This is a genomic window from Rhodoferax sp. (assembly GCF_028689305.1).
Classification (GTDB): Bacteria; Pseudomonadota; Gammaproteobacteria; order Burkholderiales; family Burkholderiaceae_C; genus Rhodoferax.
The window spans coordinates 33210-51136 of record NZ_JAQTWM010000017.1; the positions used below are offsets into that span (position 1 = coordinate 33210).

General features: G+C 59.5%; 17 protein-coding genes and 1 pseudogene. 16 read left to right on the forward strand and 2 right to left on the reverse strand.

Annotated features, from left to right (window positions below; translation table 11 throughout):
* Positions 1 to 38 precede the first annotated feature (38 nt).
* From PHW99_RS05680 to gshB, 10 genes are all read left to right on the forward strand, one after another.
* Positions 39 to 929 carry a hypothetical protein gene (locus tag PHW99_RS05680; RefSeq protein WP_300174632.1) on the forward strand — a complete coding sequence of 297 codons (891 nt, stop codon included), beginning with the start codon at positions 39 to 41 and terminating at the stop codon, positions 927 to 929.
* Positions 930 to 943: 14 nt separating this feature from the next.
* On the forward strand, positions 944 to 1699 hold the full coding sequence (locus PHW99_RS05685; protein WP_300174634.1) for an aldolase/citrate lyase family protein: 756 nt from the start codon (positions 944 to 946) through the stop codon (positions 1697 to 1699).
* Positions 1700 to 1714: 15 nt separating this feature from the next.
* Positions 1715 to 2095, forward strand: a complete 381-nt coding sequence (locus tag PHW99_RS05690) for a hypothetical protein (RefSeq protein ID WP_300174637.1) — start codon at positions 1715 to 1717, stop codon at positions 2093 to 2095.
* Entirely contained in the window at positions 2083 to 2925 is an 843-nt protein-coding gene (locus PHW99_RS05695; protein ID WP_300174638.1) for a class III extradiol dioxygenase family protein, read from the forward strand. The genes PHW99_RS05690 and PHW99_RS05695 overlap by 13 nt, the downstream gene beginning before the upstream one ends.
* Before the next feature lie 49 nt (positions 2926 to 2974).
* Positions 2975 to 3385 carry a RidA family protein gene (locus PHW99_RS05700; RefSeq protein ID WP_300174639.1) on the forward strand — a complete coding sequence of 137 codons (411 nt, stop codon included), beginning with the start codon at positions 2975 to 2977 and terminating at the stop codon, positions 3383 to 3385.
* Between the two features lie 23 nt (positions 3386 to 3408).
* Positions 3409 to 4377: a flavin reductase family protein gene (locus PHW99_RS05705; protein ID WP_300174641.1), complete on the forward strand. Its 969-nt coding sequence runs from the start codon at positions 3409 to 3411 to the stop codon at positions 4375 to 4377.
* Entirely contained in the window at positions 4374 to 5702 is a 1329-nt protein-coding gene (gene fahA, locus PHW99_RS05710) for a fumarylacetoacetase (protein WP_300174643.1), read from the forward strand. The genes PHW99_RS05705 and fahA overlap by 4 nt, the downstream gene beginning before the upstream one ends.
* A 75-nt stretch (positions 5703 to 5777) precedes the next feature.
* Entirely contained in the window at positions 5778 to 6740 is a 963-nt protein-coding gene (locus PHW99_RS05715; RefSeq protein ID WP_300174645.1) for a LysR family transcriptional regulator, read from the forward strand.
* Between the two features lie 41 nt (positions 6741 to 6781).
* The gene (locus tag PHW99_RS05720; RefSeq protein ID WP_300174647.1) at positions 6782 to 7996 is read left to right on the forward strand and encodes a benzoate/H(+) symporter BenE family transporter; all 1215 of its coding nucleotides are present in this window, start codon (positions 6782 to 6784) and stop codon (positions 7994 to 7996) included.
* An 18-nt stretch (positions 7997 to 8014) separates the two neighbouring features.
* Positions 8015 to 8977, forward strand: a complete 963-nt coding sequence (gene gshB, locus PHW99_RS05725; RefSeq protein WP_300174649.1) for a glutathione synthase — start codon at positions 8015 to 8017, stop codon at positions 8975 to 8977.
* On the opposite strand, the gene PHW99_RS05730 is transcribed toward gshB, so the two are convergent.
* Complete coding sequence (locus PHW99_RS05730) at positions 8967 to 9833, reverse strand: class II glutamine amidotransferase (protein ID WP_300174651.1); 867 nt, start codon at positions 9831 to 9833, stop codon at positions 8967 to 8969. The two genes, gshB and PHW99_RS05730, sit on opposite strands and share 11 nt — an antisense overlap.
* Positions 9834 to 9894: 61 nt before the next feature.
* Entirely contained in the window at positions 9895 to 10116 is a 222-nt protein-coding gene (locus PHW99_RS05735; protein WP_300174653.1) for a hypothetical protein, read from the reverse strand.
* A gap of 43 nt (positions 10117 to 10159) precedes the next feature.
* Between PHW99_RS05735 and PHW99_RS05740 the strand changes: the two genes are divergently transcribed.
* The 6 genes and pseudogenes from PHW99_RS05740 to PHW99_RS05765 form a co-directional block, all read left to right on the forward strand.
* A complete protein-coding gene (locus tag PHW99_RS05740; protein ID WP_300174655.1) occupies positions 10160 to 12241 on the forward strand; it encodes a hypothetical protein in 2082 nt (693 codons plus the stop codon).
* Positions 12242 to 12491: 250 nt separating this feature from the next.
* The gene (locus PHW99_RS05745; RefSeq protein ID WP_300174657.1) at positions 12492 to 15353 is read left to right on the forward strand and encodes an SNF2-related protein; all 2862 of its coding nucleotides are present in this window, start codon (positions 12492 to 12494) and stop codon (positions 15351 to 15353) included.
* On the forward strand, positions 15350 to 16192 hold the full coding sequence (locus tag PHW99_RS05750) for a KilA-N domain-containing protein (RefSeq protein ID WP_300174659.1): 843 nt from the start codon (positions 15350 to 15352) through the stop codon (positions 16190 to 16192). Before PHW99_RS05745 ends, PHW99_RS05750 begins: the two co-directional genes overlap by 4 nt.
* Before the next feature lie 4 nt (positions 16193 to 16196).
* Positions 16197 to 16763 carry a hypothetical protein gene (locus PHW99_RS05755; RefSeq protein ID WP_300174661.1) on the forward strand — a complete coding sequence of 189 codons (567 nt, stop codon included), beginning with the start codon at positions 16197 to 16199 and terminating at the stop codon, positions 16761 to 16763.
* Entirely contained in the window at positions 16760 to 17716 is a 957-nt protein-coding gene (locus PHW99_RS05760; RefSeq protein WP_300174663.1) for a DUF4868 domain-containing protein, read from the forward strand. The genes PHW99_RS05755 and PHW99_RS05760 overlap by 4 nt, the downstream gene beginning before the upstream one ends.
* A pseudogene (locus tag PHW99_RS05765) lies at positions 17713 to 17927 on the forward strand (site-specific DNA-methyltransferase); the annotation flags it as partial. The gene PHW99_RS05760 and the pseudogene PHW99_RS05765, both read left to right, overlap by 4 nt.

Here is a 17927-nt window from a genome sequence, read left to right on the forward strand (position 1 = left end):
GTCCCGTCTCCAACCTTCTTGATGCGAAAGAGTCATTTATGAGTGTGAAAGTTCGTGCCGCACACACGGCGCGTTATGACGGCACAAGCGTGCCAACCCGCCAGGACAAAGATGAGACCCGGCACTGGGTGACGCGGGCGGCCAACTTCGTTGTGGTGGCAACCCAGGCGGTTGCCGGAACGACGCTGCAGCGTACCAGCGCGCAGCAGGTGGACGAGTACATGGTGCTGTTGCCCGAAGATGTTGCAGGGCAATTTGAAGCCGGCGGCGAGGTGATCCTGTCGCCAGGGGACAGCTTGACGATTGTTCCACCCGGAGACAGTTCCGTCACCGTGCCGCAAGGCGGTTGGGTGTACCGCGTGTTCAGTCAGCTGGCGCTGGATCTGCTGGCACAGGCGGACAATGCCAGCCAGTACGCCGATGGCGCGCCCGATGTGGCGCCGCTGACCAGTTGGCCAGCGCCGGTGGGCGGGTATCGCCTGCGTCACTACGCGCTGGCGGACCACGTGCGCAGCGACACCACGATGCGGTTGTTTCGCAGCTGCAATCTGATGGTCAACATCTTTCTGCCGAGCAAGGCACCGCGTGATGTGCGCAAGATGACGCCGCATTCGCACACCGACTTCGAGCAAGGTTCGCTGGCTGTGCGCGGTCGCTACATTCACCATCTGCGTTACCCGTGGACACCAGATCTGACGACCTGGCGTGAGGACGAACATGGTGAAGTGGGGTCACCTTCGTTGTTGGTGGTGCCACCGAAGGTGATTCACACCTCGCAAGCCATTGGCACCGCCGGCATGCGGCTGGTGGACATCTTTGCGCCGCCGCGTGACGATTTTTCGCTCAAACCCGGTTTGGTGTGCAACGCCGCAGAGTACCCGTTGCCCGAGCGCCTGCAAGGCGTGGCCGGACCGGTCAGCGCGGCTTGATCAGGGACAATCACATGGCCAATTTTTTGCAGACACTGGCTCAACCTGGCAGCTGCCAGTTGGGTACCTGGGTCAAACTCGGCACGCTGGAGACACTGGAGGCGTTGGCGCTGGCAGGATTTGATTTTGTCGTGATCGACATGGAGCACGCGCCGCATACGTATGAGACAGCCTATCGCTGCATCGTTGGGGCGCAAGGTTTTGGCATGAGAGCACTGGTCCGCCTGCCGGACTCGAACGGAACCGATGTGCAACGCATTCTCGACAGCGGTGCCGACGGCGTACTGGTGCCGCGCGTGCGTTGCGCTGAAGAGGCCCGGCAGGTCATGGATGGCATGATTTTCAGCCCCAGGGGGTCACGCGGGTTGGGCATCACTTCCCGTGCCGGGCATTGGGGACTGAAGACCACGGCGCAATATGTGGAACACGGCAATACCGCCGTATTCCGAGGGGTGCAACTGGAAGAGGTGGAAGCCCTGCGTCAGGCCGACCAGATCATGGGCGTCGAAGGCGTCAATGCCGTGTTTGTCGGCGCGGGTGATCTGGCCCTGTCTTCTGGGAAGCCGGCCAATCATCCTGATAACGCTGCCTTGATTGACCAACTGCTCACAACGGCACGGCAACTGGGCCTGCCTTGCGGGACCGCCGTAGGCGACGCTGCCATGGCCCGCCAGGCGCGTGAGCGGGGTTTCAACTATGTGATGGTGAGCAACGACTTGTCGTTGTTTGCCAAGGCCGCTGCTGAACTGGTGCGTGGTCTCAAGAACTGAGTCGCAGGAGTATCCATGACACAAGATTCGATTCTGGGCCCGACCGTGCCTTTGCGCGGCATGTGCCTGCTGACCCCTGAGCGCGCGCGGCGTGGCTTTCGGCTCAACACCTTTCTGACCGGCATGCGTGCGCCCGCGCAGCGAGCCGCCTTTGTGGCTGACCCCGAGCGCTGCATGGCTGACTTTGGTTTGAACGAGCAGGAACGCACCATGGTGCGCGAGCGCGATTACAGCGCCTTGCTGGACTATGGCGCCTCCAATGTCGCCATCGGCAAAGCCAGCGGTGCCCTGGGGGTGACCCTGTTGGAGCGGGGTGCTAAGTGCCGTAACCAGTCGGTCGAGGACTTTCTGGCAGAGCGTAAAGCAGCAAACAAAGGACAACCATGGGAGTTTTGATTGGAGGTATTGGCTCATCACACGCGCCATCCATTTCACACGCGTTTGATGCCGGGCATCAGGATCGGCCGGAATGGAAACCGTTTTTTGCGGCCTATGCGCCAGTGAAACAGTGGCTGGTGGATCAACGTGTGGACACCCTGGTGGTGTTTTATAACGACCATCTCAACCATTTTCAGTTTGGTGCTTACCCGACGTTTTCCCTGGGTGTGGCGGAGTCCATGCCGGTGGCCGATGAGGGGGCTGGGCCACGCGCCTTTGCGCCGGTGCCCGGAGATGCTGACCTGGGATGGCACTTGGCGACCAGCTTGGTGCGTGACGAGTTTGACCCCACCATTTGCCAGGAAATGGCGTTGGATCACGGCATCATGTCGGTGTTGCCCCTGCTGGTGACCCTCCCCTGGTCGATCAAAGTCGTGCCCATCAACATCAATGTGCTGCGTGAGCCGTTACCCACACCTGCGCGTTGTTATCGCCTGGGGCAAAGCGTTGGCAAGGCCATTGGCAACTTTGGCCAGGACACCCGGGTGGTGGTGATGTCCACTGGTGGGCTATCGCACCAGCTTCATGGATTGGATTGTGGTTTCACCAACCCCGAATGGGACAACCGTTTCATGGATCTGCTGGAGCACCAGCCCGAGGTTTTGAGTCAGGCCAGCCACGCGGACTTCATCCACCGTGGCGGCGTCGAGTCGGTCGAGATGATGATCTGGCTGGCCATGCGGGGTGCCCTGGGCCATTGCGACAAGCCGTTTAAACGGATTCAACGCCATTATTGGGCGCCGATGATGACCGGTTACGGCTTGCTGGCGCTCGAAGTGCCCAGCTGATGTCACGGCGGCTTACGTCTTTCAAAGTATCCAGAGCAAGGGGATTTCCATGCGTCGAAGTATTGATATCGAAGGTTTTTCGCACGGCACCAACCCGGTGCCGGCGGCCAGTGTGATCGGGCGCACCCTGATGACAGGGGCAATCTTTGGCACGGTGCGCGAAACCGGCAAGGTGCCTGAGTCTGTAGAAGAACAATGCCGGCTGATGTTTGAGAATGTTGCGCGTATTCTCGAAGCCGCCGGTGGCAACTTTGACCACATCCTGAAAATGACCTTCTACACCCGCCCTGGCGTGTCGCGCGAGATGATCAACACCCACTGGGTGGCGCGTTTTCCCGACCCGGCGTCGCGTCCTGCCCGCCATGTGATCGTTTCTGAAACCCTGCCTGCCAGCATGTCGCTGCAGTGTGACCTAGTGGCGCAACTGGACGGGGACAGTTCTGGCCATGCAGTGGCCTGATGGCCCCGGAAAGAAAGTTGACTGTGAACACCAACAATCCCCTGATCGAAGCCGGTCATCCCCTGGACGATGTTCGTGCCTTTCGTCGTTGCCTTGGCCAGTTTGCCACCGGCGTGACGGTCATGACCACCCAACACGATGGACAAAAAGCCGGCATGTCGGTGAACTCGTTTGCTGCTCTGTCGCTGGAACCTGCACTGGTCCTGTGGTCGATCCGGCGCGAGTCTGGCAGCTGGCCACTGTTTCGTGCGGCTGGGCATTTCGCCGTCAATGTGTTGGCCGAGGACCAGGTTGAACTGGCCAGCCAATTTGCCAAGCCTGGTGAAGAAAAGTTTGGTCTGGTTCCCTGGGCCGTGGGCCAGGCCGGCTCACCGTTGCTCAGTGGCACGATCGCGCACATGGAGTGCAGCCTGGAGCAGATCCATGAAGGCGGTGACCACTTCATTGTGGTGGGGCGTGTACTGCGTTATGCCCGCTTTGGTGGTGAGCCGCTGCTGTTCACGCAGGGACGGTATGCTGTGACGCAGGAGCATCCCGGCGCAGTGCAGTCGACCACCACCACGGTGTCGGCGTCCGCCAGTGCGGTCGATGCGGCAGAAGGTTCACTGATGCGCCTGCTGCACTACTCCAGTCACCAGATGTCGGCGTGGTTCGACGAACACCGTGAGGCAGAACATCTCAGCGTGGCGCAGTTCCGCATCTACGGCTGGCTGCGGACCATGCCGCGTACCCTGGATCAGATCAAGCAACTGGCTTACCTGGGCGGCCGTGATGCGGACGACGCCATCGCTGATTTGCTGGATCGAGGTCATATCACCTGTGATGAGGCTGGCGTCTTGTCCCTGACGCCTATCGGGCGCGAGCGGGCCGATGCCAGCGCCCGTCGGGTCACGGCGTTTGAGACAGAACGGTTTCAGGGCATCTCGCAGGCCGAGATCGCTACCACCAGGCGGGTGCTCGGGTTATTGGCGCATCGTGTGGCGGCGTCATGACCGGCCGTTCTGGCGGGTTGAATGAAACCCACGATCCGGCCCTGCGCAGTTGGGTGATGTCCGCGAATGCGGTGGACTGCGACTTCCCGATCCAGAATCTGCCATTTGCAATGTACCGTCGCAGTGGCGCGGGTACGCCGTTCCGGTGTGGGGTGGCCATTGGCGACCAGGTGCTGGACATGACCTCGGCGGTGGCTTGCGGTGTTTTTGGGGGGGCGGCGCAAACTCCCGCATTGGCCACCACGGGCACCAGCCTGAATGCGCTGATGGCGCTGGATGCCGCGGCCTGGTCGGCCTTGCGGCGGGCGCTCTCGGGTGCCTTGCGCGTCGACGCCCCGGCACAATCGACGCTGCAGGCTTGTCTGGTGCCGCAAGCCGCTGTGGAATATGCGCTGCCGGCGCGGATTGGCGACTACACCGATTTCTACACCTCCATTCATCATGCCGCCAATGTTGGCCGACTGTTCCGCCCGGACCATCCGCTGTTGCCTAACTACAAGTGGATACCGATTGGCTACCATGGGCGTGCTTCGACGATCGCTGTTTCCGGCGCTGCATTCCCCCGTCCTCAAGGGCAGATCATGGACGCTGGCAACGATGTTCCCGCTTTGGTGCCGACCCGCCGGCTGGACTTTGAGCTGGAGGTCGGCATCTTTATCGGCACAGGCAATGCGCCCGGACAACCCATCGCGATGGACGAGGCCGAGCAGCATGTGTTCGGCCTGTGTTTGCTGAACGACTGGTCCGCACGTGATATCCAGGCCTGGGAATATCAGCCACTGGGGCCTTTTCTGGCCAAGAACTTCGCCACCACCATTTCACCCTGGGTGGTGACGCTGGAGGCGCTGGCGCCGTATCGCCAGCCCTTCACCCGGGCACCAGACGCCCCTACACCGTTGCCCTATCTGGATTCGGCCGCCAACCGGGGGGGCGGTGCGCTGGACCTGCAACTGCAGGTGCTGCTGCAAACCGCTGGCATGCGCGCGCAGCAGCAAATGCCGGTCGCACTGGCGCAGACCAGTTACCGCCATGCTTACTGGACCATGGCCCAGATGGTCACCCACCATACCGTCAACGGCTGCAGTTTGCAGCCCGGGGACTTGTTTGGCAGCGGCACCCTGTCGGGCCCCACACCGGCGCAGGCCGGTGCCCTGATTGAGTTGACCCAAGGGGGACGGCAGCCCGTGATGCTGCCCAATGGCGAAACCCGGGCCTACCTCGAAGACGGTGATCGGGTCACCATGAGGGGGTGGTGTGAGAAGCCGGGAGCGGCGCGCATTGGCTTCGGCGAATGTGTGGGAACGGTTCTGCCAGCGCGGCTCTGACACCTTTTCAACCGACAAGCCGGTTATCCTCGGCTCAGGGCACCGGGGTGCTCTGTTGTCGTGAGGGTGGATATCGTGATCTTTGAAGATTTGAGGGCTTTTGTGGTGGTGGCACAGCACGGCAGCTTTGCCCAGGCCGCGGCTTTCCTGTGCATCGCCCAGTCAGCACTGAGCAAACGCGTCCAGCGGCTGGAGCATCGTATGGGCACGGCGCTGCTGGAGCGCCGCGCTCGTGGTGTGGCTTTGACCCAGTCGGGTCACATCTTTCTAGCCCGTGCACAGCGCCTGGTGGATGAGGTTGCCGATATGGAGCGCAACCTGTCCTCCTTTGCCCAAATTCCATCAGGAGAAGTGCGCATCGCGCTGCCCCAGCGCACCTGTGGTCTGCTGGCCCCGCCGGTGGTTGAGCGCTGTCTGAAGGAGCTGCCTTTGGTCAATCTGCACATTCTGGAGGGGACGCCCTCGAACGTGCATGGTTGGCTCATGCGCGCCGAAGCCGACATCGCCATGACTTACAACGCAGACCTTGGAACCGGGTTCACGGTCAAGCCCTTCCTGGTTGAGCCCCTGTTCTTGTTCGCGTCCAACAAAACCGCTGTGGCCCAGTTTGGCAAGCTGGTTCCCGAGTCCTGCTCGTTGGCTGATCTGGCCACCTTACCTCTGATCCTGCCGTGTCGGCCCAGTGTGCTTCGGGTGTTGGTGGACCGTCTGTGTACCGGTCACGGCGTTCGCCCGAATATCATTTACGAGACCGACGGGACTTCCACCATTCGCGGCATGGTTGAGCGCGGCATGGGGACCACCATCTTCAGCTTGAGTACCTCCTGGAGTTATTCAGTCGAATCAGGGCACTTGATTGCCGTGCCGTTTTCGTCACCGCTGGTGAACTGGAAAATGTACCTGGCCTGTACCCGCCGCGAGGTCGGCGCAGTGGCGATCAGCCGGGTCTACAAAATTGTGGAGGAGGAGCTGGAGCTTTTGCTCGACAGTCGAGCCTGGCCAAACGCCAAACGGATTGTGGGTGACGTCGCTGGCTAACATCCTCAAGCGTTTCCTCTGGCCCCTTATCATTGATCTGCATGCAGTTTTTCAAAGACCTTTCCCCTTCCGCCTTCACCGCCGGTTTTGTCGCCGTGCTGGTGGGTTTCACCAGTTCCGTGGCGATTGTGTTTCAGGCCGCGCTGGCCTTCGGCGCCACGCCGGAGGTGATCACCTCCTGGATGTGGGCGCTGGGACTGGGCATGGGGCTGTGCACCCTGGTGCCCTCGTTGTTGTTGCGCAAGCCCGTGATGGTGGCCTGGAGCACGCCCGGTGCGGCGGTGCTGGCCACCGCAGGCGTTGCCGGTGGTTTTTCCATGGCCGAGGCGGTCGGGGCGTTCATGGTGTGCGCCGCACTGATCACCCTGTGCGGGGTGACCGGCTGGTTCGAGCGGGTCATGAACCATCTGCCGATGGCCATCGCCTCCGGCTTGCTGGCCGGTGTGCTGGCGCGTTTTGGCATGCAGGCCTTTACCGCAGCCCAGACCAATCTGCCTCTGGTCCTGATCATGCTTGGCAGCTATCTGGTGGGCAAACGCTGGTTGCCGCGGTATGCGGTGCCCCTGACTTTGTTGGTTGCTATTGTTTATGTAGCTATCAGTGCAGGTTTTACGCGGGCTGGTGTGCAATTTTCCTTGGCATTACCGGTGTTGACCGTGCCTCAGTTCAGTTGGGCGGCAGCCATCAGTTTGGCGCTGCCGTTGTTTGTGGTGACCATGGCGTCGCAAAACCTGCCTGGTGTGGCGGCCATTCATGCGGCCGGTTATAGCCACAGCGCCGACAAGCCGGGTATTCCGGTGTCGGGCATGATCACCCTCACCGGCGTGGCCACGCTGGTGCTGGCACCGTTTGGCGCGTTTGCACTGAATTTCAGCGCCATCACGGCGGCCATTTGCATGGGGCGCGAAGCGCACCCCGACCCTGACAAACGCTATACCGCGGCGGTGTCCTGTGGTGCGCTCTACCTGCTGATCGGCATTTTCGGCACCGCCATCACCGGTGCCTTGACGGCTTTTCCGAAAGAACTGATTGCCGCCATTGCCGGACTGGCCTTGCTGGGCACGATTGGCGCCGCCCTCACCACCGCCTTGCGGGACGAATTTCACCGCGAGGCTGCCTTGATCACTTTCCTGGTGACGCTCAGCGGGGTGGTCATCGCCGGGGTGGGTTCTGCGTTCTGGGGGGTCATTGCGGGTGCGCTGGCGCTGCTGGTGCAACGTGTCGGAAAATCCCACTTCGACATGACGCCCCGTTAACCTTGGAGAGCCACCCTGATGAACCTGCTGTTTGTTGCCGACCCGTTGGCCTCGTTCAAGATCTACAAAGACACCACTTTTGCCATGATGCGCGAGGCGCAGCGCCGTGGCCATCACATCAGCGCTTGCGAGCCCCAAGACATTCGCTGGCAACGTGGCCAGCCGGTGCGCGCGCAGGTGCGCGACCTCACGCTCACTGGCCACGCGACGGACTGGTTCAGCGCCGTGCCGTGTGCACCTGGTGGACGGGCGTTGAAGGACTTTGATGCGGTGGTGATGCGCAAGGACCCGCCGTTTGACAGTGAGTTCTTTTACGCCACCCATTTGCTGGAACAGGCCGAGCGTGAGGGGGCTCGGGTGTTCAACAAGCCGCGCGCCCTGCGTGACCACCCGGAGAAACTGGCGATTCTGGAGTTTCCCCAGTTCATCGGCCCCACCCTGGTGACGCGCGATGCACAGGACATCCGGCAGTTCCATGCCGAGCATCATGACATCATCCTCAAGCCGCTTGATGGCATGGGCGGCATGGGCATCTTCCGGGTCAGGGAAGACGGCCTGAACCTGGGCGGCATCATCGAGACGCTCAACAAGGGCGGTGCCCAGACCGTGATGGTGCAGAAGTTCTTGCCCGCCATCGCCCAGGGTGACAAACGCGTGCTGGTGATTGGTGGACAGCCGGTGCCGTATTGCCTGGCGCGCATCCCGCAGGGCGGCGAGGTGCGTGGCAACCTGGCGGCCGGTGGCAAAGGGGTGGCGCAGCCCTTGAGCGCGCGTGATCGCGAGATTGCCGAGGCCATTGGCCCGGTGCTGGCCAAGCGTGGCCTGTTGCTGATCGGGCTGGATGTGATTGGCGACAGCCTGACCGAGATCAACGTCACCAGCCCGACCTGTTTTCAGGAAATCCGTGACCAGACGGGCTTTGACGTCGCCGCCATGTTTGTGGATGCGCTGGAAGCGGCGCTGGCCAGCGTCACACCTTAGCGGCCAAATCCTGCGCCACCGCGGCCAGGTCTGGGGCCGCTGCCGGGGCCGCGACCAGTTTGCAGTGGCAACTGCAGCTGGCGGGCACGCCATCCACAAACACCTGCAACTGGCCGGGGGTCATGGCCACCCATTCCTCGTCAGTGGTGAGCGGCTCGGTCACCACAATCGCCAGCCGGTCTTCGGGGCTGTTGAGTTCGGCCAGATCAACGCTGACATCCTCGTCTTTCAGGTGCACCTGGCGAAACGGGTGGGCGCGCAGCACGTAATGCAGCTTGGTGGTGGCATGCGCCCACAGCGCCTGACCGTTGCTGAGCAAAAAGTTGAAAGTGCCGTGCTTGGCAATCTGCGGCACCAGCTCCCGCAGGGTGCAGGTCAGCTCTTCCACCGTGGGCACCCCGGCATGGGATTTGGCCAACTCCTGCAGCAGCCAGCAAAAGGCCAGCTCGCTGTCGGTGTTGCCCACCGGGCGGAAGCTGCCGTGCAGATGGGGGGCATAGTTTTTCAGGTCGCCGTTGTGGGCAAACACCCAATAACGTCCCCAGAGTTCACGCACAAACGGGTGGCAGTTTTCCAGTGTCACACTGCCCACCGTGGCCTTGCGCACATGGGCCACCACGTTGTGGCTCTTGACCGGGTAGCTCTTGAGCATCTGGGCAATCGGCGAGTTGCAGGCACTGGTTTTGTCCACAAAGTGCCTGACCCCCTTGCCTGGCGTGGCTGAATCACTCTCAAAAAAGGCGATGCCCCAGCCGTCGCCGTGGTGGTCAGTGCAGCCGCCACGCTGCGAAAAACCGGTAAAACTCAGCGTCAGGCTGGCCGGCAAGTGGCTGTTCATTCCGAGTAATTGGCACATGGTAGGGTGTTCAGGGCGGCAACTTGGGAGACAAGAAGTCCGCTGGCTGGTCCAGAAAGTGTCAATTTTCCAGCAAGATTCGGGATTTGTTCGAGTGGATGATTAAAAATAATGACTCCAAACAGTTATGCTGTTGCCTGTTTGAATGGGCTGCATTTGCAGACGGTTCAATCGCGCCGTCGATGGAAAAAGGTGAGTCATCACAACGTGGGAAAGCTGTCTTGAAAAAACGGGATTGGTCTGTTGCAGGTGCACTGGCAGCAACATGGCTGGGCGTGGTCATGTCGGCTCATGCGTTCACTTTGGGCGATTTGAGGGGCACCGCCATGATCGGGCGGTCACTTGATGTGACGGTGCAGGTTCAGGCCGAAGCCACTGAAGAAGTGTCTGCTTCCTGCATTGGGGCTGACGTGTATTACGCCGACGCCAGACAGGCCAGCACGGCCGCGGTGGTGGGCGTTCCACCGACCGGATCAGGCCAGTCGATGCTGCTGCGCATCCAGTCCAGCGCCATGGTTGATGAGCCGGTGGTGACGGTGCTGTTGCGTTCGTCCTGTGGCGCCAGCCATGTTCGTCGTTATGTGCTGCTGGCTGAATTGCCTGCAGTGATGTCAACCAAACCGGTGACCTTGCCGGACGCGGCCTCCGGCTCTGCCAGGCCGCTAGCCCAGACAGGGGCGGTGCTGCCCACGGTGGTGTTGCCGTCAACTGCCAGTGGCGTGGCACCGGCAGCGTCTGCCAGTCCGGCGACTACCAAATTGCCAGAAGCGGCAAAAACCCAGGTTCAGCCCGTGAAGGTGGCCAAAAAGACCAGAAAGCCCGCCAGCGAGGTGCCTGTGGAGCCGCTGGTGCGCAAAGCCGTTGAGCGCCCGACGGGCAAGTCCGTGTTGAAGCTGGACCCGCTGGATATCCTGTCGGACCGCATCGACTTGCTGGATTCGAGCACGTTGTTTCTGCCCACCGAAGACGCGGTGCGCCACACCCAGCAGATCAGTTCCCTGCAAGGGGATGTCAAGGCATTGAAAGATTTGGTGGCGGGTAACGATGCCAAATTGATGTCGCTGCGTGTGCAACTGGAGCAGGCCCAGGCACAGCAAGTTCCGGTCTGGATTCTGTATGTGATGGGCACCCTGCTGGTGCTGTGTCTGGCGGCTTTGGTGTGGTTGTGGCAGCGCCTGCGCAGCAGCCAAAGCAGTAGCAATGTCTGGTGGCGCGACGCTGACGATGCTTCTGACCAGACGGTGCTGATGTCGCAGGCCCCACCGGCGGCGCCGACGTCGTCCATGCCGCCGCTGGCAGAGGCCGCGCCCGTTGCGGCAACCCCCAGTGTTGCGGTTGTGGCACCACCTCGGGTGTCAAAACTTGATGCCACCCAGGCTGACGTCGATCTCGACATTGACCTGGACAACTTCCTGCTGACAGACGCGGCCAAACAGTCCGCCAAAACGGCGGCGCCGGCAAGCGCCCGTGTGGCGCGCAGCCGTCATCTCAATGACGAGTCCGTTCTGGATATCCGCCAGCAGGCCGAGTTTTTTGTCTCCCTGGGGCAGGCTGACCGGGCGTTTCGTATTCTGAAAAAACACATTGCCGAGAGTGGTGCCCCCAATCCGCTGATCTACTTGGACCTGCTGAGCCTGTACCACCAGTCCGGCCTGAAAGCGGATTTTCGTGAGTGCCGTGACGCCTTCATGCAGCGTTTCAACGCGGTGGTTCCCGATTTTCCAGCCTTCAATGTGCCTGACAAGGACCTGGAGAATTACCCGGAAACACTGAGCCAATTGAGTCAAGCCTGGCCAGGCGGGCAGGCCCTTGCCTTCCTTGATACCTGCATCTTTGCCGATCTGGCGCCCCAGCCCCGGCCCCAGTTTGATCTGGCGGCATTCCGCGATTTGTTGATGCTGCACACATTGGCGGAAGACGAACAGACAGCGGCACCGTCGCAAGACGCGGCGGCCGCTCCAGTGGGGCTGCTTGACCAGACACCGATCACCCCGACCGAGCCGGACCAGACCTCCGCCGCACTGAACCAGGACGCGCTCTCACCCGCAGTGCCACCAGCCGTTGAGCAGGCGCAGGAGGAAGAAACGCCGGCAGTAGATATGGCGCCGCTCGAATTTTCACCTGTAGACGACGCGCCGGCTTTGGCAGCGGCGCCGCCGGAGATGACAGGGGTGCCGGTGCAGATGTCTGAGCCGGAAGCGGCAGACCACCCAGCCGCCTTCTCCATGACGGTGCCGGTGGCGCCGGAAGAGTCGCCATCACGGATGCTGGACCTCGACTTCTCGACCCTGGCCGCCGAACCGACCGAGCCGCCTGCCGAGAAGGACGAGGGGCTGGCGCCGATTCCCGCCCCACCGGTGCGCTACGCCACCCGTTCGCGCTGGCCGGTCAACAAACGACCCAAATAACCCTTGCCCGTGCCTGGGGTGGACTTGTCCCAAGGCGCCGGATTCAAAGCAAAACACGGCCTTAGCCCGGAAGAAGAATGGTTGAGTTGCTATATTAAATATAGCAATTCGTGACTCAGACCATCAAACCGCCGCTTTCACCTTCAGGCGCCCGCTCTAGGCTTGCACAGCGGGGCTGCGGTGGTCTGGGCTCTCCTGTTCCTTGATACTCAAAGGCCGCATAATTCACGAAACAACAAGTCATTGTGCTTTGTCCTCAAACCTTTCTCCCTACCAATCCCAATACATTGCCTGGCTTCTGTCCCGCCGCATGGGGGCGGACGCCACCGACATGCTGGCCACCATGTTGGTGGACGCACAGGTTGACTTGAACCCCCATCAGGTAGAGGCGGCGCTCTTCGCCTTTCACAGCCCACTCTCCAAAGGTGTGATTCTGGCGGATGAGGTCGGCCTGGGCAAAACCATCGAAGCCGGTCTGGTGATTGCCCAGCGTTGGGCAGAGCGCAAGCGGCACATCTTGGTCATCGCCCCCGCCAATTTGCGCAAGCAGTGGCACCAAGAGCTGCAAGATAAATTCAGTCTCCAAGCCCAGATTCTGGAAGCCAAGAGCTATCGCGAGATGGTGAGAGCTGGCACCAAGCAACCATTCGACCAGCCTCGCGTACTCATTTGCTCCTACCAGTTCGCCAAGGCCAAGGCAGATGACCTGCGCCGCGTGGCTTGGGACTTGGTGGTGATGGACGAAGCCCACCGCCTGCGCAACGTGTACAAGCAAGGCAACGTCATTGGCAAAGCGCTCAAAGACGCTTTGGCCAGCGCGCCCAAGGTGCTGCTCACCGCTACACCGCTGCAAAACTCCCTGTTGGAGTTGTACGGCTTGGTCAGCTTGGTGGACGAGCGAGTGTTTGGCGATTTGCCCAGCTTCCGCGACCAATTTGGCGCCCTGAACAATGCGGCCACAGTGGCCAAGCTGCGCGAACGCCTGCAGCCCGTATGCATGCGTACGCTGCGCCGCCAGGTGCAACCCTACATTTCGTACACCAAGCGCATTCCCATGGTGGAGACCTTCACCCCCTCGCAAGACGAGCAGGTGCTGCGCGATGTGGTGGCCGACTATTTGCGCCGCCCTGCGCTCAATGCGCTGCCTAGCGGGCAGCGCCAGCTGATTTCGCTGGTGCTGTGGAAGCTGTTGGCTTCCAGTAGCTACGCCATCGGCGGCGCGCTGGGCACCATGGCACAGCGCCTGCAAGACAAGCTGGGTGCCGAGTCTGCCGAAAAGACCGACGCGCAGCTCAGCGCCGAGCTGGACAAAGACTACGAATCCCTGGACGAAACCGAAGAAGAGTGGAGCGAAGAGGGTAGCGATGCGGCCCCTCCGCTGGCCAGCGTGGCTGAAGAGATTGCCGAGCTGCGCGAGTTTCAGCGCATGGCCACCACCATTCGCGACAACGCCAAGGGCCAAGCCCTGCTCATTGCCTTGGGCAAAGCTTTTGCCGAGTTGGAACGGTTGGGGGCGCAGCGTAAGGCACTCATATTCACTGAATCACGCCGCACGCAAGACTATTTGCTGGCCTTGCTGGAGCAAAGTCCCTATGCTGGGCAAGCGGTCTTGTTCAACGGCACCAACACCAGCGAACAGGCCACCCGCATCTACCAAGCCTGGCTAGAGCGTCATGCGGGCACCGACCGCATTACCGGCTCGCGCACCGCAGATACGAGGGCCGCGTTGGTGGAGCACTTCAAAGAGTCGGCCAGCATCATGATTGCCACCGAGGCCGGAGCCGAGGGCATCAACCTGCAGTTTTGCTCACTGGTCATTAACTACGACCTGCCTTGGAACCCCCAGCGTATTGAGCAGCGCATTGGCCGCTGCCACCGCTACGGGCAAAAGCACGACGTGGTGGTGGTCAACTTCATCGACCACAGCAACCCGGCAGACAAACGCGTGTATGAGCTGCTGGCGCAGAAGTTCCAGCTCTTTGAGGGCGTGTTTGGCGCCAGCGACGAAGTGCTGGGCACCATCGGCAGTGGCGTGGACTTTGAGCGCCGCATTGCTGAGATTTACCAAACCTGCCGCAGCCCCCAAGAAATCAATGCCTCGTTTGAGCAGTTGCAGCTAGATCTGTCGGGCGAGATCAACGCCGCCATGATCAAAACCCGACAACTGCTGCTGGAAAACTTTGACGAAGCCGTGCAAGACAAACTCAAGCTGCGTCAAACCGAGAGCAAGAGCGCCCGCACCCGCTTTGAAAAGCTGCTGATGGACCTAACCCAGGCCGAACTGCAAGACCTGGCAGACTTTGACCATGAAGGCTTCACATTGACCCAAACGCCCGCAGGTGTGCCGCCAGCTGACGCACCCCCTGGCCGCTACGAGCTGCCCCGGCGCAGTGGCGATGCGCACCTGTACCGCACCGGGCACCCATTGGCCCAGGCGCTGATTGCGCAGGCAAAAAAACGCACCTTGCCCGCAGCGCGTATACGCGTTGACTACGATGCCCATGGCACCCACATTGCCACACTCAAAGCCCGGCGCGGGCAAAGCGGCTGGCTGTCGTTCAGCGTGCTGTCGGTAGATGCGCTGGGCTTGGTAGAAGACTATTTGTTGGTGGCGGGCCTTACCGATGCGGGCGAGGCCTTGCACGAAGAAGACGCCGAAAAACTGCTGCGCCTGCCTGCTGAACTGCTGCAAGACGATCTGTTGATGCAGCCCCCCGCTGCGCTGGATGAAGAAGTGCTGCGCCTTGAGCGGCAGCACATTCAAGCTGTGAACACCCGCAACCTGGGCTACTTTGATGCCGAAGTGCAAAAGCTCGATGCGTGGGCCGATGACCTGAAGGTGGGCCTGGAAAACGAAGTCAAAGAGCTGGACCGCGAAATCAAAGAGGTGCGCCGCACCGCCACAGTGGCCGCCACGCTCGAAGAAAAGCTGAGCTGGCAGAAACGCCAGCGCGAGCTAGAAGACAAGCGCAGCCAACTGAGGCGAAGGATTTTTGATCGGCAGGACGAGATTGATGGGCAGCGCAGTCGGTTGATTGACGACTTGGAAGGCCAGCTATCGTCATCGTCGATGCTAAAAGAAATATTCAAAATCCAATGGGAGCTGGCATGAAAAACCGAGTTATCCACGTTCAGGGGGCTGAAGTAGCCGTCGTGTCCCGCGAAGGGCAAGACTACATTTCCTTGACCGACATGCTCAAAGCCAAGGATGGTGATTTCTTCATATCCGACTGGCTACGCAACCGCAACACGGTAGAGTTTTTGGGTATATGGGAGTCGGTCTACAACCCCGCTTTTAATTACGGCGAATTCGCCACAATTAAAAGCCAGGCGGGTTTGAATAGCTACAAACTGAGCGTGAAGGAGTGGGTGGAAAAAACCAATGCCATTGGTTTGCGCGCCACGGCAGGCAGGTATGGCGGCACCTACGCCCACAAGGACATCGCGTTCGAGTTTGGCATGTGGATCAGTGCCGAATTCAAAATCTACCTCATCAAAGAATTCCAGCGTCTGAAGGACGAAGAGGCGCGCGCCACATCGCTGGAGTGGAATTTCCAGCGCACCTTGTCCAAGGTGAACTACAAAATCCACACCGATGCCATCAAAGAGCACCTGATCCCGCCACGTCTCACGGCAGCGCAAACCGGCACCATCTACGCCAGCGAGGCCGATTTGCTTAACGTTGCTCTGTTTGGTATCACCGCATCCCAGTGGCGGCAAGCCAATCCAGACCAAGCGGGCAACATGCGCGATGCCGCTACGCTGGAGCAACTGGTGGTTTTGTCCAATCTGGAAAGCATCAATGCAGTGCTGATTCACCAAGGTCTGGCCGCGCCTGAGCGGCTGGCACAGTTGAATGCCATTGCCATCACGCAGATGCGGTCGTTGGTGGGGTTGGATGCGCTCAATGGGCTGGCAAGTCCAGGCGCGCAACGAATAATCCGGAAGTAGTCGTATGAGTGAATCGTCCTTGAGATTACGTCCATTGGTGTCTTTTGTACTCTTTTTGAGTGCCTATTCGCCATTGATGTTCATCCTGGCGATCAAGGACGTAAACCTTGGCTTGATGTATCTCTTCAACTCACCGACTATAAGCGGCATCTTAATTTTTATGGCCATTGGTAGCAGCTTCATCACGCTCATGACGGTCAGGAGTGTTGAGAATGGCCTGCCCGTGGTTGTAACCAAGGCGGCAAATAAATCTGGGGACATGTTCGGCTACACAGTTCCCTACATGCTCTCTTTCATGCGTGTTGAGCTAGGTGATTGGCAGACCTTGCTCAGTTTGGCTCTGTTCTTGGCCGTTCTTTTCATCATGGCCTATCGAACCCAGACGGTGTTTATCAACCCCGTTCTGGCGATTGCCGGATATATGCTGATTGATTGCACATTCAAGCGTGATGACAAGGAAATACAGGCGATGGTCATAACCCGAGAGCCGATCAGCATTCGTGATTCAATCCGGCTAGATCAACTGTCACATTACCTTTACATCCGTGCGCATTCAAAAGGGAAAACATGAATACAAAAACCAGAAAGCAATTGAAGGAAATTAGGCTTGAGGACTTCGGTGGATGGATAGCCTCTTTTTGGTTGATAAAGAAACATCAGGCATCCAAGGAGAATGCCTACAGCGCTTTGCGTGTGGATATGGATAAGAAACTCCACAATCGTTTCAAGCGCTATTTGAAACAGCAGTTGCAAGGAAAGGATTTTCATCTTGCAGAGTACGACTACAACAACGCAGATGGTGACGATGCGCTGTTCACCATTGATGCCGATGCCACCGATTTCAGCAAGGTGGCGGCAGAGATCGGGAAGGGTTTTGGGAACAAAAAGGTAAGTAGCCACGAAGAACTTCTCAGATCCTGGGCTTATGTGATTTTGTTAGAGAAAGACAATCGCAAGCTGTTTGCATGGAAGAAGATAAGCGCTGACACGCAACCCAAAAAGGCCACGTCAAAAGACCTTGCCTTTTTCCTGAATAAGAAACTGGTTGATCTGGATGACAAGGAAGTCTTCATGATCTACCCGCGCTACGACTTTTTTGTCTATGACGGTACAACTTTCATTGCCAACAAGAAGCAATTTGAAAGTTCGATGAACTTCCGTGAAGGCATGAAAGCCAAAGCCGCTGAAGTTATCCAAGATTTCGCCAATACCGGCAATTTTGAAAATACAGAGCGCATCACAAAATATGTGGGTGACAACCTTCATCATCTACGGAAGATGGCTTCTATCCTGAAGGCGGGCTACTACAAACAGCCGGAATACATTCAGAAGATGATTGCCATTAGCAAAGAAGAAGGATGGGCATTGAACGTGAAAGATGGAAAGGTCGTTGTGGAGGAGGAGACCATCGAGCTGCTTTTGAAGTTGCTCAACAACGATCGCTTGCGCTCCCCGATTAACAACGAAACATTTGATGCCGCGGCCAAAGCGCGTGTCAATGGTGGTAAGGCATCAACGGCATGAGCAAACACCAAAAACTAGAACTCACTTGGATCGGCAAAGACCAGCGGCCACGGCTGGAGCCGCGCATTTTGTTGGAAGACCCGGCGCGCAGTTACCACGCCAAGCAGCGGGTGACGGACACGGATATTTTTGACAACCGACTCATCAAGGGCGACAACCTGCTGGCGCTGAAAGCCTTGGAGGCCGAGTTTGCGGGCAAGGTGAAGTGCGT